A 17,491-nucleotide genomic window follows, 5' to 3' on the forward strand; every position below is an offset into this window, starting at 1 on the left:
GGCCACGTCACCGGGGAATCGGCCCAATTGCCGCTGTGGGGCAGGGGGGAGGTTCGGCTCGCCCGAGGGAGTCGCCGGCGCGATGCGTCCTGGGCGGCAGGAGGGAGAATCAACGGTTCTGCAAGCTATGAACGAGGACCTCCTGAAGGCGCAATTGCGACGAAACCTGCAAACCGTGCTCGAGCGGATCGGAGCCGCCGCCGCACGGAGCGGCCGATCTTCGGACTCCGTTTGCTTGGTCGCCGTCACCAAATACGTCCCTGTAGAAGTCGCGCAGCATTTGGTAGAGTTGGGCCGGCGGGATTTGGGGGAAAGCCGCCCGCAGCAGCTTTGGGAGCGGGCCGAGGTCCTCTCCGATTCGTCGATCGTGTGGCACCTCATCGGGCCGTTGCAAAAGAATAAGATTCGTAAGACGCTGAGATACGCAGCGTGGATACACTCGGTAGAGTCGTGGGAGTTGTTGGCCGCCATCGATCGGATCGCCGCCGAGGAAGGGATGCGTCCGAACGTGCTGTTGGAGGTCAACGTTTCGCAAAACCCCGCCAAGCACGGCTTCGCCCCGGAGGGGCTGCTCGCCGCCGCGGAGCGCTTGGCGGAGTATCGGCACGTTGCCATACGCGGACTGATGTGCATGGCGGGTTGGGAAGGCGATCTCGACGGCGCTCGAAGGGATTTTCAATGTCTGCGGCTACTGCGGGACCGACTGCGGGATAAGCTCCCAGACGGATTCACCTTGGAGCATCTGTCCATGGGCATGAGCGGGGACTTCGAAATCGCCGTTGAAGAAGGGGCCACCATTGTCCGCGTGGGATCGCTGCTTTTCGAGGGCATCGAAGCCGGGGCGGAAGAAGCTTGAAGGAACGCGTCGTCCTGCGGTAGCACGGGCAGAGGGGTTCCTTACGCCGAAATGGAGATTGCTGCGCGATGGGCTTTTGGGAATACGGCGAGGAGGGCCTCATCCTCAGGGTGCGCGTCCATCCCGGTGCCCGCCGCAATGAGATTCGCGGCGTCCACGCCGATGAGCTTTCCGTGGCGGTGACGCAGGCCCCCGAGAAAGGCAAAGCCAATAAGGCGGTGTCGGAACTGCTGGCCAAGGTCTTGAACGTCAAGCGGTCGCATGTGGAACTGCTGGCCGGGGCCGCGGCATCGTCCAAGCGGTTTCTCATTCGCGGCCTCGGTGAGCCGGAATGGAAGGAACGACTCAACGCCTTGCTTTCACGCAAGGGGTGACCATGCTGGGAACAGAAACGCCGGACGCCGCGAAAGCCCCCGTCGCGACGATGATGTTGTACCGGTAACGGGGAGTATGAGGAACGCGAACGGCATGATTGGTGAATACGAGAAATCCGATCGAAACGCCTCCGCAGATCACTTTTTGGCCGTGGTCTTCGATATGGACGGCTTGATGTTCAACACGGAGGACATTTATTTCCTGGTCGGCGACGAGCTTCTCAAACGACGCGGCCGCCGCTTCTCGCGCGAATTGAGCGACGCCATGATGGGGCGGCCGCCGCTTGCCAGCTTCGAAATCATGATCGAATGGCACCGTCTTTCAGACTCTCCGGAGAGTCTGGTGGGCGAGTCGGAAGATCTGTTCATCGAGATGATCCAAGGCCGAATTCAACCGATGCCCGGTCTGATGGAGCTTTTGGATGCGCTGGAGCGTCACGCCGTTCCCAAGGCCATCGCCACCAGCAGCAGCCGTCGAACCTTGCGGGCGGTGTTGGGCTGTTTTAATATGGAACCCAGATTCCATTTCACCTTGACCGCCGACGACATCACCCAAGGAAAGCCGCATCCCGAAATTTACCTTTTGGCGGCAGAAAGGTTCGGCATTCCGGCGGAACGCATGGTCGTCCTGGAGGACAGTGAAAATGGTTGCCGAGCGGCTGCGGCCGCGGGGGCGTTTACCGTCGCCGTGCCGGCTCCCCATAGCGCCCGCCACGACTTCAGCTCGGCCCGCATGAGCATCACGGGATTGGGTGATCCGGCGCTATACCGGTTGTTGAACCTTCCTCTCCCCGAAATCACGCCGACATCCCGGGAGGTTTAAGACTGCGGTTTGCGTTGTCATCGCACGCATGGGAGACGCCGACCTATGAATCGCTTCGCTTCCTTCCGGCGGATCGGCTTGGGGATCACCTGCGTTTGTCTCGCGGCGGGGCTGCTATGGGCCCTGAACGCGGCAGCCGAAAAACCGAGCTGGCTGAGCGACGCCGAAAGACGCATCGAGGAGTGCCGCAAAGGAGACTTCGAGGTCGCCGTCTTGGACGCAGAAGGGCATCCCGTCGCCGGGGTCAAGGTCGTATCCGAGCAAGTGCGTCACGATTTTCTCTTCGGCTGCAATATCTTCCAGTGGGGACGCATCCCGGATGCGGAATTGCAAGAGGCCTATCTCCGTCGCTTCGGCGAACTGTTGAATTACGCCACGGCCGCGTTTTACTGGCCCTCCTACGAATCCCAGCAGGGTACACCGAATCACGACTATACCGAGAGGTTGGCCCGGTGGTGCAAGGAACACGGCATCGTGGTGAAGGGCCATCCCTTGGCCTGGAACTTCGCCGATCCCGCGTGGTTGCCGGACGATCCGCGGGAGATCTTTCGCTTGCAGCTCGACCGAATCACCGACTGCGTGTCCCGTTTTCGGGGCCTTATCGACCGCTGGGATGTAGTGAACGAAGCGACGCATTTCGATCGGGAGCAGTTTCTGCAACGGGCGCCCAAAATGTCGCGAATGTGGAGCGAGATCGGCCAGGTGGAGTTCACGCGGCGGTGCTTCATGGCGGCTCGGGCAGCGAACCCCGACGCCGTGCTGTTGATCAACGATTACCGAACGGATCCGGCCTACGCCGCTTTGATCGAAAAGCTGGTCGATGACCAAGGCAAGCGGCTTTACGACGTGATCGGTATCCAAAGCCACATGCACTCCGGTGTCTGGCCGAATGAGCAGATTCGCACGGTGTGCGAGCGATTTTCGCGGTTCAACGTCCCGCTCCATTTCACGGAAACGACGATCGTCTCGGGAGCACCTGGTTGGGAGCGACCGCGACCTTGGCGTACAACTCCGGAGGGGGAAGAGCAGCAGGCAAGAGAGGTCGTGCGGTTTTACACGATGCTATTTGCCGAACCCGCCGTCGAGGCCATCACCTGGTGGGATTTTTCGGATTATCGCGCCTGGCAGGGCGCCCCTGCCGGATTGGTCCGCGAGGACATGTCACCCAAGCCCGCATACGAAGCCCTGCTACGCCTCGTAAAAGGCGAATGGTGGTCGCGCGGCGAATATCAAACGGATGAGAACGGCAAGCTTCGTGGGCGGGTTTTCTACGGCGAACATCGGTTTGCCGTCGAGCTTGCCGACGGCCGGCGCACCGAAGTCGTATTGCACGTGGCCAAAGGCGGCGCGAACGCTTTCCAAATCCGTTTGCCACGGTAATGGGCCGACCGTTTCGCCAAGAATCGGCAGCGATTCAGCCGTCAGGTGTTACTCGGGCCCTTTGGCAGAGGTCAACAAGCTCCTCCAGCCGACTCCGTACTTCTTCGAACGGTAGTTCTTGCCGGATAGCCTGCTCGACGGCTGCCGCGGCTGCCGTCAGACTGCCGTATCCGTAGCTTCCCGCCGCCCCTTTCAGTTGGTGAGCCGATCGCCGCAGTTCGTCCCACTTCCCCTCCTTGAGGAGGTCCTCGAATGTGGAAATGCGCGACGGCATCTCGTCCACGAAAAGCTGGACCAAGTCCCGCAATTCCGGATCGTCGCCAAGCTCGGAGTAGATCCAACGGGTTTCCTTGGTGAGGTTGGATTCCGTCATGAAATCGCCTTTCTCGCTGATGGTGAGAATTTGAGATGCGAATGCCGACGTGAGGGGGCAGCATATCTTACCCTGCTTTAACTTTAGCATATTGGATCGAGTAGGCAGTGCAGGGCGAGTCAGTAGAATAACGAGAGACTGCGGCTGGAAAGCTATATGGAAGCCAGGTCGATTGGGATTCCGACGATCATCGGCACCAATTTCATGCGAATCTAACGATTGAGTAAGGAAGAGTGCCTGGGAGTAATTCCTTCTTGTCCGGCAGCGGCGCTCGGGCGACCCGAGACGTCGGAATACCCAGCGATGCGGCCCCTAATCGTTACGCTCGGCACAATCCGAATGGGCAAGCAGTCACATTCTGGGTTTTGTGGGACAACCAGGCAAAAACTATCGCTTGCGGAGTCGATATAAGCTAACAGGTATTGTGAAGGATGCGTTCCTTCGGCAGGTTTTGTCGGTCCCCGACGTCCATCAGTTCAAGGAGAGGTGTTCCATGAGGCGTACTGCTTTGTTGGGTGTGTTGGCCGTTGCGGCCATGGTTTCGTTGGCGGGTTGGAAGTCCGCCGATGCGGGTCTATTCCACAAGCATTCCGCTTGCGCACCGGCCTGTGCGCCGGCGTGCGAGAAGCCCGCTTGTGAACCGGCTTGCGAACCGGCCTGCCGGCCCGTTTGCCGCCCCAGCCTGTGCGACCGGATTCGCGCTCGCCGCGCCGCGAAGGCGTGCTGCGCTCCGGCTTGTGAGAAGCCCGCTTGTGAACCGGCTTGCGAGAAGCCCGCGTGTGAACCGGCTTGCGAACCGGCCTGCCAACCCGTTTGCCGCCCCAGCCTGTGCGACCGGATTCGCGCTCGCCGCGCCGCGAAGGCCTGCTGCGCTCCGGCTTGTGAACCGGCTTGCGAGAAACCCGCTTGCGAACCGGCTTGCGAACCGGCGTGCCAACCCGTTTGCCGTCCCAGCCTGTGCGACCGGATTCGCGCTCGCCGCGCCGCGAAGGCTTGCTGCGCTCCGGCCTGCGAACCGGCTTGCGCCCCGGCTTGCGGTTGCGCCAACTGAGTCGATCGATTTGCAGCCGTGAATCGCTAACTCGAGAAGTACATCCGACGGATTAGAAAACGGCCTGACCGCGTAGCTCCCCGATGCGGTCAGGCCTTACCGTTTCTTGAGGTAGAACAATGTCCGTGACGCGTCGCCCGACAAACCGACCTCGCCATTTCGAGCTATCTCTCCCACGTGGGCTGAATCATCGTGGGAAGCCCATTTCGGCGGCACCCTTCGGCATCACTCCCAGTCGATAAGATTTCGACTCTCCAGCAAAAAGAAGCTGACGTGGCCCGACGAATCTTCACCTTGAAAGAGCATGTGGAAAGTGTTCGGTGCGGTCAAACCCTCCAGTACCACGGGAGCCCCAAATCGTCGGCTGGATTCGGGGAAGACCTTGACCCGGCACAAGCCCTTCTTTTGCCAATGGATCAAGTCATCACTCACAGCGTAGGCGATTTTCTGATGCCGAAGGCCGGCGGAATATAACATGAACCATCGGTCCTCCCGGCGAAGTACCCAATTGTTCTCGTTCCCGTCCGGTTGTTCATAATCTTGGTCGGCCGAAATGATGGGCAGGTCCGGTGAAAGGTCCGTCCAATTCTTGAGGTCATCGCTCACGGCCAGCCCGATCAGATTATGGCCGGATTGTCGTCCCCATCGCGTCGAGCCCGTGTAAAAAAGATAGTAACGTCCCTCCCACGGAATGATGAGCGGGTCGATCGTCCGCCGGTCGATATTCCAAAGATTCTCCGGCCCGGTATTAAAAATGCGTTCCGGTTCCGACCAGTGAAGCAGGTCCCGGGACCTGGCGATGCAGAGATAGTGCGGGAACTCGGCATACTGCTGATAGCACAAGATCCATTCGTCTCCCACTCGGATCACGTTGCCGGGCGAGGCATATCCGCTTGGCGAGATCAATCGGATCGGTTCGAACTGTAGAAAATCTTCGGTCGCGGATTGGCCGATGTGCCAGGTCACGTTTTTCGGATCGTAATAGGTGAACCAAAGATGGATCTTGCCCTCATGAACAAGGGCGGCAGGATCGCGGAGATGGATGCTCGGCAAGCGCCAAACCGGGTTCCGAATCGCTTCGTATCGAAACTTCGGCAAAGCGGGGGCCTCCGCAGCCCGGGTATCGGCTCGTAGCAAGGAATAGTTTCCCCACAGCATGGTGGTAAGGGCGCCGCTCGCAAGCCGCAGATATTTCCGCCGTGTGTGTCTTACCGGCATGGTGATATCCGTTGAAGAAGATGAAGACGTCGCCCGTACACCCGCGCGAATGAAGAACCGGCAATAGGAGGCGAACGGCCCGGACCCTCGGCCGTGAGCTTTCGCGAGCGCCTTGCAAAGCGGGGAACCCCGTTCCTGATGTGCCGGCAGCCGCGCTCGCCAAGCTGCTCATCGTAAGCTGCGGCTCGATAGCAACTTAACAGCCTGTTGAAAAACAAAAACGCTTGCACAAGCCGTCGTGGGTGGAAGCCGATTGCAACCGCTACCAGTTGTGCTAGCAAACACTTTTTCAACAGGCTGTTAACGGATGGGGAGGGATTCGAGTATCCGTAAAAAACGCGGGAAAAACGGCACTTTCTAATGGAAGCGGCGCATAAAGCGGCGCACGTCGCGCACTAGAAGCACGAGCGGACTAAGGATTAGAAGTTGGATTAGTGCTTAGCGATGTTCGAGTCTCCAAGTGGCGACGCCGAAACCTCAAGCCTAGGAAAGGGAGTCACGATGAGCGGTTCGATTGAACTTGCGGACGGTTGGACATTGACAACGGAGCACGCGGCGTCGTCCTACGGCGTGCCGGTCCTAGTCTCGCCGGACGGCAACGCCTACGGGCCTGCCGACTTCATGATCGACGACGCCGACATCGCTTGGACTGCCGCCCAGGTTGCAGCGAGAGCGGCCGAAAAGGCGGGCTTGATGCAGCATCCGGTAGTGAAGGCGTTCTTGCTTGAGCGGCCGGTCTAGTCGCGCTGCGCCCCTCCATTGGCGCATGAGCCGCCCGCCGTAAAATGCGGCTAAGCTAGCAAGGGGCGGGCTAGGGTTGTGCACCCCGAACCCGCGCTACCGCACGCGGTGCCCGCCCCCTTTCTTTTATTGCGGTTCTTTGTCACGGAGCGGTAACCGTGTCTGGCGGTGATCTAGTCCACCACGACGTCGCCCGCATCGAGAAACCCAAACGGGCGCTTGCCGTGCTGTTGTCCTTGGTCTATGAAGACCTATGGTCTTCCCAGGACGATGACGACTAAAGCCCTGCTAAAACTATCCCGCGACTATTCGGCGCGATAGTCTCTATCCTCACGCCCTCTCTCGCCCCCTCTGCTAAGCGACGCGCCCTCGCCTTGTGTAGTTCCCGGGAGGTTCCCGGGAAGTTCCCGCGCTGAAAAAAACCGGTCGCTATATCTCGTGATCTAACCGACACTTGCGGTTTCTCACACCGTGGGAAGTTCCCGCTTTTACTTCCCAAATCCGGATTTTCTAAGAGAGGGCCGTTAGTGCGGCCGGATTCCAAAGGCCCCTTTTCAGTTAGGGAGTAAGAGCATGGCGAAAGACGTTGAACCGTTGGCCGTGAGGCCCCGAGAGGCGGCAAGGCTGCTGGGGGTCAGTTTGCGGACGTTATGGTCCTGGACGCAGCGCGGGATAGTGCCTTGCGTTAAAGTCGGCACCGGCAAACGGAAAGCCGTTTTGTATCCGGTGCGCGAGCTGCAAACCTGGCTGGCCCGGCAAGCCGCGGAGCGGCAGGCTGCGGCCCCCCAGGGCCTCGCGGAGGGCCCGGACCGATGATCGACGCTAACACGGTCAAAGCGGCCCTCCAAGGCAGGTGGGTCGAGCTGTTCACGCACCACGGAATGCCCGCCGAGGCCTTAGACGGCCGACATCACCCCTGCCCGAAGTGCGGGGGCAAGGATCGGTTTCGGCTCATCGACGCCGAGCGCGGTGCCCTGCTCTGCAATCAATGCCTCAACCGCGGGAACGGGGATGGGTTGGCGGCCCTGCAATGGTGGCTGGGCTGCGGCTTCCGGGAAGCGCTTCGCTTGGCGGCCGAGTTTGCGGGCTTGGCCGAGGGCAAGTCGAGCAAGCCGACCGGAGGCAACGGCAAGGCGAATCGAGAAATCGACGATCGGGTGTTTCTCACGGCCAGTGACGCCTTGCAAGAGCTGAAGCGACGGCTCGGCCCGCCGGCGGCGAAATGGGTGTACACCGACGCCCAGGGGCAGCCTGTCGGCGTCGTCGTGCGGTGGAACACCTCCACGGGGAAGACCATCCGTCCGATCGCGCGTTGCAACGGCGGTTGGCGCATCGGGCAAATGCCCGAACCGCGGGTGCTGTATCGGCTGCCGGAGGTGATCAAAGCCGATCCTGGTGCCGCCGTCTGGATTGTCGAGGGCGAGCGATGCACGGATACGCTGGCTGATCTTGGTTTGCTGGCGACGACATCGAGCGGCGGGGCACAAGCGGCCGCGAAAAGCGACTGGTCCCCTTTGCGGGGCCGAAAGGTCATCGTTTTACCGGACGCCGACGCCCCTGGACGGGGGTACGCCCAAGCCGTCGCCAAGCTCGCCCATGCGGCCGGAGCAAGCGAAATCCGCATCTTGGACCTGGGGGAGCGATTCCCCGCCTTGCCCGAAGGGGGTGACATCGCCGACATCGTGCTAGACCCGACGCTCGTGGGCTTGGCCGAAGGCATACTCCCCGAAGAGCTGCGGGCAACGCTTGAGCAATGGGCGGGTGAGACGACGCCCTGGGCGCCGGCGGAATCCCACGATCCCGACGAACCGGATGACGCATCGCTCGATGAGCGCTACGAACCGTTCCCCACGCATGCCCTTCCGGAACCGCTGCGGCGATTCGTGATCGAGGGGGCGGACGCCCTGCAATGCGATCATGCCCATATCGCGTTGCCTTTGCTGGCGATGACGGCGGCGGCTGTCGGCAATTCGCGTCGGCTGCGGCTGAAACGCGATTGGACCGTGCCTCCCACGCTGTGGACCGTGATCGTGGCGGAATCCGGCCAAATGAAGACGCCCGCAATGCGCTTGGTCCTCCGCCCCGTCCGTGATCGGCAACGCAAGGCGCTAGAGCGATACGCTGAGGCTAGTCGCAACTATGAATCCGATCTGCTGATTTACGAGAAGGCATTGGCGGAGTGGAAGCGATCCAAAGACCCGACCGCAATACCGCCGGCCAGGCCGGAACCTCCGCAATGCGAGCGATTCATCGTCGTCGATACGACGCTGGAGGCCTTAGCTCCGCTGCTCTTGGCGAACCCGCGGGGGCTGCTGCTGACGTGCGATGAACTGACCGCGTGGGTCGGGTCGTTTGACCGATATGCCAATACCAAAGGCGGAGACCTTGGCCGCTGGCTTTCGGTCCATGCCGGCGAGGCTTTACTTGTTGATCGCAAAACGGAGCCGCGGACGATCTTTGTTCCCCACCCTGCATTGTCGATCTGCGGGGGAGTGCAACCGTCAATCCTCAAGCGATTGATGGGGGATTCATACAGGGAATCGGGGCTGGCGGCCCGAATCCTGTGGGCATTCCCCCCGAAACGCCGGAAGCGTTGGACGGAAGCTGAGATCGCACCCGAAACCCAAGCGGACATCGTGCGACTGCTGGATCATCTATTCGCCTTGGAACCGGCGACCGACGAAGACGGAAGGCCGTGCCCGGCCGTTCTCGGTCTGACGCCGGACGCCAAAGCCCTATGGACGAGCTTTTACGATGCACACGCGGCGGAGTTGATCGACCTAGAGGGCGACCTGGCGTCGGCATGGGCAAAGCTGGAGGAGGTTGCCACGAGACTGGCTTTAGTGATCCATTGCGTCCGGCGGGCGTTCGGCCATGCGGCGACGGACGCCGTGGACGCCGCCAGTATGCGATCCGGGATCGAATTGGCGACGTGGTTCAAACGCGAAGCAAGACGCATTCACAGCCTGTTCTCGGAGACGGACGAAGACGCGGACCGAAGGCGACTGATCGAGTGGATTGAGGCCCGAGGCGGAGCGGTGACGGTTAGAGACCTAACCCACGGCCTATGGCGGTTTCGTGGTAAACCGCATACGGCGGAGGCGGCGTTGATTAACTTAATCAAGGCCGGTTTTGGGCGTTGGGAATTGCCGCACGAAAACCAAAAGGGGGGTCGCCCGACGCGCGTGTTTCGCCTCATCACCACATCACCACATCACCAAAACCTCAAGAAAACGCCGAAAACCGGGGGTTTTGGTGATGGTGATGTTGGTGATGCCGAGACTTCGACGCCCCCGACGCCGGAACCGCCGAACCTTACGCCCCCCGTAGGTGGTGGTGACACGGAAGCGGCTACTTCCCCTGCACGAGAGGGGGACGACGATGGCTGGGAGGAGATCACCTTATGAACCTTATTACGCTACTTTATCGCGACGGCGTGCAGGTTGATTGGGCGGGCGGCGAGCTGCGATTGCGTATCCGCCCCGGGGCGTTGACCCGCGAAGAAATCGAAGTCTTACGGGAGAACCGGCACCTCGTGGGCGGCTGGCTCCTGCTCCGGCGGTTGTGGCAGGCCGGCTATGAATTGCGGCTGGAGCGGCGGTCGGACGGCCAAGGCCACTTTCTTCTCCCCAAGGGGCAATGCCCCCCCGGCACGGACATGGAAACGCTGTTCACGCTTTACGAAAGCTTCAGCGATATTGCGGCCGAGCTGCTCGTGGACATTTGCCGGCGGCTCCGGATCGCCCCGGAGCAATGGCACGTCAAGGCCCGCGAAATCGTCCGGCTGCCCGTGGGCGAGGCTGAGGCGGCGGAGGCGTGAAACGTATAAACTAGGAAGCAAGCGTTGACAAAGTTGACAGGCGAGGGGTACCATGCGGCTGAAGAAAAGCGACATCATCAAGGCGCTCGAGGCGTCGCACGGACTCGTAGGGCCCGCGGCGAAATTATTGGCCTGTTCCCGACAAGCTCTCTATCAACGGCTGCAAGCCGATCCCGAGCTGGAGAAAGTGCTGCGGGAATCCCGCGAGCAAATCTTGGACCTGGCCGAGAGCAGGTTGTTCAAGCTGGTCGAAAACGGCAACCTCGCGGCGGTGACGTTCGTTCTGCGAACCATCGGAAAATCGAGAGGCTACGGCGAGCGCATCGAGGCGGAGCATGGCGGCGGGGTCCAAGCCCGTATCGGCGGGGTGTCGCCCGCAGAGCTTGCGGAGAGGCTTCAACGCTGGCTGGCGACGCACTGCCGTAAATGAAACCAGGACCACGGTGAGGCGGAAGGGGGAATCTCATGGCGAGCATAGCGAACGACAGGAACGGCACGCGGCGAGTGTTGTTCGTGGACGGCGACGGCACGAGGAAGACGATTCGCCTCGGCCGGGTGGACAAACGGACGGCCGAAGGGATTCGGCGGCACGTCGAAACGCTGCTGGCGGCGAAGATCGCGGCCCAACCTCTGCCGCGGGAAACGGCCGTCTGGCTGGCTGAAATCGGCGATACGCTGCGGACCAAGCTGGCTGCTGTTGGATTGATCGAGGGGCGGCCGACGTGGACGCTGGGAGCGTTTATCAGGGATTACGTCCGGAGTCGCATCGACGCGAAACCCGGAACCGTTGAAGTGTGGCGGCAAGGCGAAATGGGGCTGTTGGAGTACTTCGGCCCCGAGAAAGCCCTAGGCGACGTCACGCCCGGCGACGCCGACGCCTACAAGATGCACCTATTGGCCAAGGGTTTGGCTCCGATGACCGTTCGCAAGCGGTTGCAATTCGCCACGATGGTGTTTCGTGCCGCAGTGCGACGGCGGTTGATCGCCGAGAACCCCTTCACCGGCGTTTCCGTCAAGGCGATCATGCCGGATCGCGGGCGATTCGTCACGCGAGAAGAGACCGCCCGGTTGCTGGATGCCTGCCCGAATTGTCACTGGCGCGCGATCGTGGCCTTGGCCCGCTACGGCGGCTTGCGTACCCCGAGCGAGACGCTTTCGCTTCGATGGCAAGACATCAATTGGGAAACCTCCAGGGTCGTGGTGACGTCGCCCAAGACGGAGCACCACCCCGGCAAGGCGACGCGAGTGATTCCCCTGTTCCCCGAGCTGCGGCCGATCCTGGAGGAGTGTTTCGAGCTGGCCCCGGAGGGGGCCGTCTACGTGGTCGATGAGCGGATGAGGGCAAGCGCCCAAGGCCCGACGGGCTGGCGAGGTTGCAACCTACGGTCGACGTTCGAGCGGATCGTCAAGCGTGCCGGTTTGACGCCCTGGCCCAAGCTGTTCCACGCCTTGAGGTCGAGTCGGGAAACCGAGCTGGCGAAGGAATACCCCCTCCACGTCATAACCGCGTGGCTGGGTCATACCCCCACTATCGCGCTACGGCACTACCTCCAAACGACGGACGCGGATTTCGAGCGAGCGATCAAGGCACCGACGGAAAGCGGCGCAAAAAGCGGCGCACGAAGCGCGCAAAAAGCGGCGCAGCAAGCGCACGCTCCGAATCGCACGGAATTGCACGACCGGACGCAAGTTCAAGACTGGTAAGGGTTTGGTGCAACCGGCGGCACGTGCCTGCAACACGGTGCGCAACCGCCGAACGGATGGGGAGGGATTCGAACCCCCGGTACCCGAACGGGTACAGCAGTTTTCAAGACTGCCGCCTTAGACCACTCGGCCACCCATCCATACCGACACCGGTGGATGCTTCTTGTAATTCTAACCAAGACGGCCGCGGCAACCCACTGAGGAAACTCGTCGTCAGCCGAATTCCTGACGATCATACCCTGGGGGTCGCCCTCCAACGCCGGTTTTGCCTCGTCGTCCCCCGTTGGTGGAGGCCGACAGTGCCGGAAGGTCCCAAGCGACGTGAGGCATGGTCCGGCGTTGATCGTTCGCGGACCGAGCATCTTTTGGGGCAGGATAGCAAACTCGGCGGTCGGCCAACAAGGGGTGCCTGCGCGGACTACTGCCGCTCCAGTTTTGTTCGGAGCCGCTCGAAGGCCGCGTGTTCCAGGGGCGGAAGCGTCTCTTTTCGCAGGTCATGGACGCGCCGGGCGGTTTCCCATTCGCGGGTGGCGGCTACTGCGTCACCCAGGGAATCCAACGCCATCACCAGGTGCAAGTAATTCAGAGGGTCCGGAGATTCGGCGACGGATTGCCGAGCGAACCTCAGGGCGAGGTCGGGGCGCCCCTGCCTCAATTGAATCAGGGCACGGGTGTCCAAGATGTTCGCCCTAGGCCCCAGAACTTCTTCGGCCTGATCGATCAGCGAGTCGGCCTCGCGAAGATTTTGCTCGGTTTCCTGGGGGGAGCGGCCGTCTGCGGCGGCCAAAACGTATGCCAAATTGTTTTGAACGGCTGCCCGCTCCAAATGGCCGAGATCCTGCCGTGCCAGGAGTTCCCGATAGACGGGCGCCGCATCCTGATGCCGCCCGGAAAGGTGGAGGAAGTTACCGCACGTCAAGAGCCACGCGCGTGTCCGGCCCGACGCCTTTTCCGCAGCTTGCAAGATCTCCTCAACGACGGCGATGCGATCGGGCGTGCGATCCTCTCGCCGGTCGCGCAAGATGCCGACGGCGGCGGCCGCCGCGGTTTCCGGTGGTGCGGATTGCAGGGCGGCCCGGCAGAGGGCCAGAGCCTCGTCAGTTCGCCCTCGGCGTCCGAGGAACGCCGCCAATCCTAAGGTCGCATGCGGTTGAGACGAGACCAGCGAGCGCCGGCGGTCTTCAGCCTCTTGGTAGAGACCCAGCTCTTCGAACCACTGTAATACCAGGGCGGTCGGCGGTCTGGGACGAGAGTCATCCTCAGCCTCCAAGAACGTGCCGAGTATTCGACCCGCCTCCCGCGAGTCACCATCGCGAGCCGCCAGCCGAGCCTTCAGTTCGTCCACGGTCCAAGGCGACGGCGCGACCTTTTCCAACTGCTCCAACAAGGGGCGGATCTCATTCGCGGGGGAGTCGTGTTCGATCAGCTTTCGGATATAGAACTCCAGGTGCGTGCCCGACGGCGTCCGCCGCCGCAACAGCTCGACCAGCCGAGCCCGGGCCTCCGGCCAACGCCCTAACGATTCCAAGGCCACGGCCCATTGGAAGCGGTCCTCGAGCGGCAGATTCGAGACGGTTTGAGCCTCTTTCTCGTAGTCCGTCACGGCTTGCAGCCGGAAAGATTTCTCGGGCCGGCTCGCCGTCAGGCGAATTTTCAAGAATCGATCCAGGGCCGCATCGTTTTCGCGGAGGTTTTGGTCCAATAGATCGCAGGCACGGCGAAAGTTTCGGTAGTCACCGTCGGCCGCCAGGAGCTGCGCCAAATTGCGGCGCGCGTTGCGGATGATCCATCCCGACTCCGGGGAGGGGTCCTGTCCGGCCAGTTCCTCGAGAACCCTTCGCCCTTCCTCCCAACGCTGGGTACGAATCAGAAATCCGGCCCATTCCAGTTTCGGCCCCGGATCGAGGGGGGCGATCTCCAAGGCGCGGCGATAGCAACTCTCCGCGGACTGCCAATCGCCGACGGTCTCATATCCCAGACCGACGGCACACCGCCCCGGGGCATCTTGGAGGCGCCCCGCCGCTTCCGCGAGGATTTGCGTCGCGACATCCTTTTGTCCGCGGAGGAGGGCCAGGGACAACAGCGAAAGGTAAGGCGCGGGCCAGTCTGGGGCCAGGGCGACGGCTGCGCGGAGTTTTTCCTCGGCTTCATCCAGGCGGTTTGCGAGGGTCAACAGACGCGCTTGCCACATGTACCCGACGGGGTCCGGTGAATCCGCCGTATCCTGTCCGGCAATTGCAATCGCCTCATCCGCCTTGCCCTCGCGCAAGAGCAGTTCGGCTTGAATGCGACGCAATTCCGGGCGGCGCCGGTCCGGTTGCAGGGACGCAAGCAAGGCGTCCGCTTCATCCTCCCGACCGGTCAAGAACAGGAGTTGAATCAGTTGCGCCGTTTGTTCCTCGGTGGCCAGTCCCCGCGAATGCAGGTCCTGCAAGAGGCGTATCGCGGTATCCCAGCGGCCTTGCAACAAGGCAAGCTCGGCGCGCAGCCGGGCAAACTCGGTCCACCCCGGTCGTGTGCTTTCGGCCGCGGCCAATGTCTCGTCGGCCTTCCGCAGCAAGTCTCGACGCTCCTCCGGCGAGACGCCATCGCGGGTCGCCAGAGCGATTTGATAGGCGGCCTCCGTGAAGACCGACTCGGGGCCGTCCGGGGCCGTCGCGCGTATGGCGGATCGCTGTTTTTCCATCTCGGCATAGTCGCGCCGGGCCCGGGCAAGCTCGAAGAGCAGGCGGCGGCTCTCGGCGTCGTTCGCATCGGATTGGGCAAGGCCTTCCCACAATGCGGCGGCGCCGGCGGGGTCGGCGAGTTTTAAGTGAGCGGCGGCGATCGCTCGAAGAACTAAAGCTCGATTCGGTTCCGCGAGGCTCTCGGCGGCTTGGCGCAACTCGGCGAGCAACGTCAAACTCAGGTCTCGGTCTCCGATACGCGTTGCCGTGCTCGTCAAGAATAGCACCGCTTCCGGAACCGAGGGGAACCGCCGCACGGTCTCGCGGGCCGTCGCCGCGGCCGCCTCAACATCGCCGGATGCGACTTGCACTGCTACCTTGGCGGCCCAAAGGCCCAAAGCCTCCGCGTGCCGTTTCAGGGCATCGTCCAGGACCGCCTGAGCCCCCGCCGTATCTCCGGTCGCAGCCTTCAATCGCGCCTCCGCTGATATGCGTTGCGGTTCGGGCAGCCGATCGCCATACCGACGCAGGGCGTCCTCCGCCGCGGATCGGGCCTCGCTGCCGCCGGATCCCGAGAAGGCGGCCTGGATCAAGACTTCGAGATAGTCCGAGGTCGCGCCGGGCACGGACAGCAATCTCTCCATGCCCAATTCCCGCTCCAAACGCCGAAACTCCGCCAAGGCACGATCGTGCTCACCGACCCGTGCGAGGATTCGGGCGTAGGCCAGCCGCACCCTCTGAGAGTCGGGCGATTCTTGAAGAAAGTTCGCCAACAGGCCGGCGGACCGTTCCCACTGTCGCCGCTCCCAGCAGACCTGCGAAAGCGTCAACACGACCTCGGCCTTCAAGGCATCGCCGCGACGACACCTGCGGAGCAGGTCTTCCAGGCCCTGCGCCGCGGAACGAAGATCGCCTTCGGCGGCCTTCAAACGCAGCCCGAACAACTCGATCCAATCCGGCGAGAAGGATGCTTCCCGCATTCGGTCCAGGGTCTTCGTCGCGGTTGAGAGGTCCGGCGGAGTTTGATCCAGGCAGACTTGAAACCATTCCGTCAATCGGGCCGGCTCCCGCTCGGAGAGCTTTGCCAGGACGGCTTGCAGGACCGGATAATCGCCTCTGGCGGCCGCTATCCGCCGGCGAATCTCCAGGACGTCGAGATCGTCTGCGTCCGGCGATGGGACGGCCGACAAATGAGATTCCGCAGTATCGATGTCGCCCCTATCCAACGCCACCTCGGCCGCCGCGATCCGCACGACAGCGTCGCCGGGGGCAAGCTCCAGACCGCGAGCAACGTCCTCTTCCGCAAGGCGGAGCGCATCCGCGCTCTCTTGCGGGTTGCGCGTATTGCGGCGCAACCAAAGACGAAACCGGGCGCGTTGGGCATACGCCGTTGCATCGCCGTTGCACACGCGGCCCAATTCGGAGAGGACTTCCTCGGCCGCCGCCGTGTTCCCGATCGTGGGTTGGCGGTAACACCTCGCCAACAAGATGTAGGCAGGCACGTTCCGCGGGTTCGTCTTGATCGCCTGCCGGAGGACGCGAACGGCCTCTTGATCCAGCGACTGTGCCGCCAAGCATTGGGCCCAATGGAGTTGTGCATCGGAATCGTCGGGTGACAACTCGGCGACGGCCCGCCATCCGTCGGCGGCCTCCGACCACCGCCGCAAACGCTCGGCGAACTCGGCCAAACGGCGAAGCAGGACGGCGTCCTTGGGAGACTTCGAAACGGCACGATTGAGGACCTGGTAGGCATTCCATTGCAAGTGGGAATTCCCAGGCGCCGCGGCGGCCTGCTCGGCGACCGCCAAGGCCAGACGCTTGAGGGTATTCGTGTCGTTGGGAGCCTGGCGAAGATAGGCGTCGTAATTGCGGACCGCCTCCCGGAGTGACGCCAGATAGGCCTCTCGATCGCCCTGCGCGCGGGCAGCGGCGGCAGCCGCCTCGGCCTGTTCGGCCCGCTCACGAATCTTGAACAGCGTCGAGCGGACCTGACGCGCGTGCAGCCACGGAATGAGCAGTCCCAACCCAACCAGAACCGCGACCAGAATCGCCCAGGCCCGCCAGTTGGGTTTCCATCTCGTCGGCCGATCCGATTCCATCACCATGCTACCCCCTGGCGGACGACCAACCGCTCTTGCCGCTCCAGCCTCAAATCAGCCGGTACTTGAGAGGAATGACGGACGCATGCCGCTGACTTTTCCGGCGCAGCAAGTCACCCCGGAATAGTCGGCACCGTAAGACGAAAGTTTAATCCCTCCGTCCCTGAAAATAAAGAACGCCGGTATAAATGAGAAAGATAGGAGTTGTGGGTAAGCAACTGGGGCCTTGTCAACCCTTGCTGGTATGGGATTTTTGCGAGGGATGCAGAGATGAAGGTTCGACCAGCCGAAACGATCGGAGGGTCGGCCACCCAAATCGACGCCGTTGTTTGGGTCAAGGACGTTCGGATAACCGCGCGGCAGTCGGGGAGGCAGAAGAGGTGATG

At 62.2% G+C, this 17,491-nt stretch carries 15 protein-coding genes and 1 tRNA gene; 12 read left to right on the top strand and 4 right to left on the bottom strand.

Annotated elements, in window-relative coordinates; all coding sequences use genetic code 11:
* Positions 1-127 precede the first annotated feature (127 nt).
* The 4 genes from ACZ5B4_RS01500 to ACZ5B4_RS01515 all read left to right on the top strand — a co-directional run bounded on the left by ACZ5B4_RS01500 (position 128) and on the right by ACZ5B4_RS01515 (position 3,433).
* Positions 128-856 carry a YggS family pyridoxal phosphate-dependent enzyme gene (locus ACZ5B4_RS01500; RefSeq protein ID WP_464912673.1) on the top strand — a complete coding sequence of 243 codons (729 nt, stop codon included), beginning with the start codon at positions 128-130 and terminating at the stop codon, positions 854-856.
* 68 nt (positions 857-924) lie between these two features.
* On the top strand, positions 925-1,230 hold the full coding sequence (locus tag ACZ5B4_RS01505) for a DUF167 domain-containing protein (RefSeq protein WP_464912674.1): 306 nt from the start codon (positions 925-927) through the stop codon (positions 1,228-1,230).
* 94 nt (positions 1,231-1,324) lie between these two features.
* Positions 1,325-2,053, top strand: coding sequence for an HAD family hydrolase (locus ACZ5B4_RS01510; protein ID WP_464912675.1), 729 nt, complete (start codon positions 1,325-1,327; stop codon positions 2,051-2,053).
* Positions 2,054-2,098: 45 nt separating this feature from the next.
* The gene (locus ACZ5B4_RS01515) at positions 2,099-3,433 is read left to right on the top strand and encodes an endo-1,4-beta-xylanase (RefSeq protein ID WP_464912676.1); all 1,335 of its coding nucleotides are present in this window, start codon (positions 2,099-2,101) and stop codon (positions 3,431-3,433) included.
* 34 nt (positions 3,434-3,467) lie between these two features.
* Here the strand turns inward: ACZ5B4_RS01515 and ACZ5B4_RS01520 are convergent, their stop codons facing one another.
* On the bottom strand, positions 3,468-3,806 hold the full coding sequence (locus ACZ5B4_RS01520; RefSeq protein WP_464912677.1) for an Hpt domain-containing protein: 339 nt from the start codon (positions 3,804-3,806) through the stop codon (positions 3,468-3,470).
* Positions 3,807-4,299: 493 nt separating this feature from the next.
* Here ACZ5B4_RS01520 and ACZ5B4_RS01525 point away from each other — a divergent pair, with 493 nt between their 5' ends.
* Positions 4,300-4,857, top strand: coding sequence for a hypothetical protein (locus ACZ5B4_RS01525; RefSeq protein ID WP_464912678.1), 558 nt, complete (start codon positions 4,300-4,302; stop codon positions 4,855-4,857).
* Between the two features lie 225 nt (positions 4,858-5,082).
* Here the strand turns inward: ACZ5B4_RS01525 and ACZ5B4_RS01530 are convergent, their stop codons facing one another.
* The gene (locus ACZ5B4_RS01530) at positions 5,083-6,075 is read right to left on the bottom strand and encodes a family 43 glycosylhydrolase (protein WP_464912679.1); all 993 of its coding nucleotides are present in this window, start codon (positions 6,073-6,075) and stop codon (positions 5,083-5,085) included.
* 501 nt (positions 6,076-6,576) lie between these two features.
* Between ACZ5B4_RS01530 and ACZ5B4_RS01535 the strand changes: the two genes are divergently transcribed.
* From ACZ5B4_RS01535 to ACZ5B4_RS01565, 7 genes are all read left to right on the top strand, one after another.
* Positions 6,577-6,816, top strand: a complete 240-nt coding sequence (locus ACZ5B4_RS01535) for a hypothetical protein (protein WP_464912680.1) — start codon at positions 6,577-6,579, stop codon at positions 6,814-6,816.
* A 158-nt stretch (positions 6,817-6,974) separates the two neighbouring features.
* Positions 6,975-7,097, top strand: coding sequence for a hypothetical protein (locus ACZ5B4_RS01540; RefSeq protein ID WP_464912681.1), 123 nt, complete (start codon positions 6,975-6,977; stop codon positions 7,095-7,097).
* A 292-nt stretch (positions 7,098-7,389) separates the two neighbouring features.
* Complete coding sequence (locus ACZ5B4_RS01545) at positions 7,390-7,632, top strand: helix-turn-helix domain-containing protein (RefSeq protein WP_464912682.1); 243 nt, start codon at positions 7,390-7,392, stop codon at positions 7,630-7,632.
* Entirely contained in the window at positions 7,629-10,223 is a 2,595-nt protein-coding gene (locus ACZ5B4_RS01550; protein ID WP_464912683.1) for a YfjI family protein, read from the top strand. The genes ACZ5B4_RS01545 and ACZ5B4_RS01550 overlap by 4 nt, the downstream gene beginning before the upstream one ends.
* Positions 10,220-10,636 (top strand): hypothetical protein, encoded by a 417-nt coding sequence (locus ACZ5B4_RS01555; protein ID WP_464912684.1) that lies wholly within the window; start codon positions 10,220-10,222, stop codon positions 10,634-10,636. Before ACZ5B4_RS01550 ends, ACZ5B4_RS01555 begins: the two co-directional genes overlap by 4 nt.
* A gap of 52 nt (positions 10,637-10,688) precedes the next feature.
* Entirely contained in the window at positions 10,689-11,066 is a 378-nt protein-coding gene (locus ACZ5B4_RS01560; protein WP_464912685.1) for a hypothetical protein, read from the top strand.
* 35 nt (positions 11,067-11,101) lie between these two features.
* Entirely contained in the window at positions 11,102-12,340 is a 1,239-nt protein-coding gene (locus tag ACZ5B4_RS01565; RefSeq protein ID WP_464912686.1) for a tyrosine-type recombinase/integrase, read from the top strand.
* A gap of 53 nt (positions 12,341-12,393) precedes the next feature.
* On the opposite strand, the gene ACZ5B4_RS01570 is transcribed toward ACZ5B4_RS01565, so the two are convergent.
* Positions 12,394-12,480 (bottom strand) — tRNA-Ser (locus tag ACZ5B4_RS01570).
* Between the two features lie 278 nt (positions 12,481-12,758).
* Positions 12,759-17,111, bottom strand: a complete 4,353-nt coding sequence (locus tag ACZ5B4_RS01575; RefSeq protein WP_464912687.1) for a tetratricopeptide repeat protein — start codon at positions 17,109-17,111, stop codon at positions 12,759-12,761.
* Positions 17,112-17,491 lie beyond the last annotated feature (380 nt).

The organism is Thermogutta hypogea, assembly GCF_055386265.1.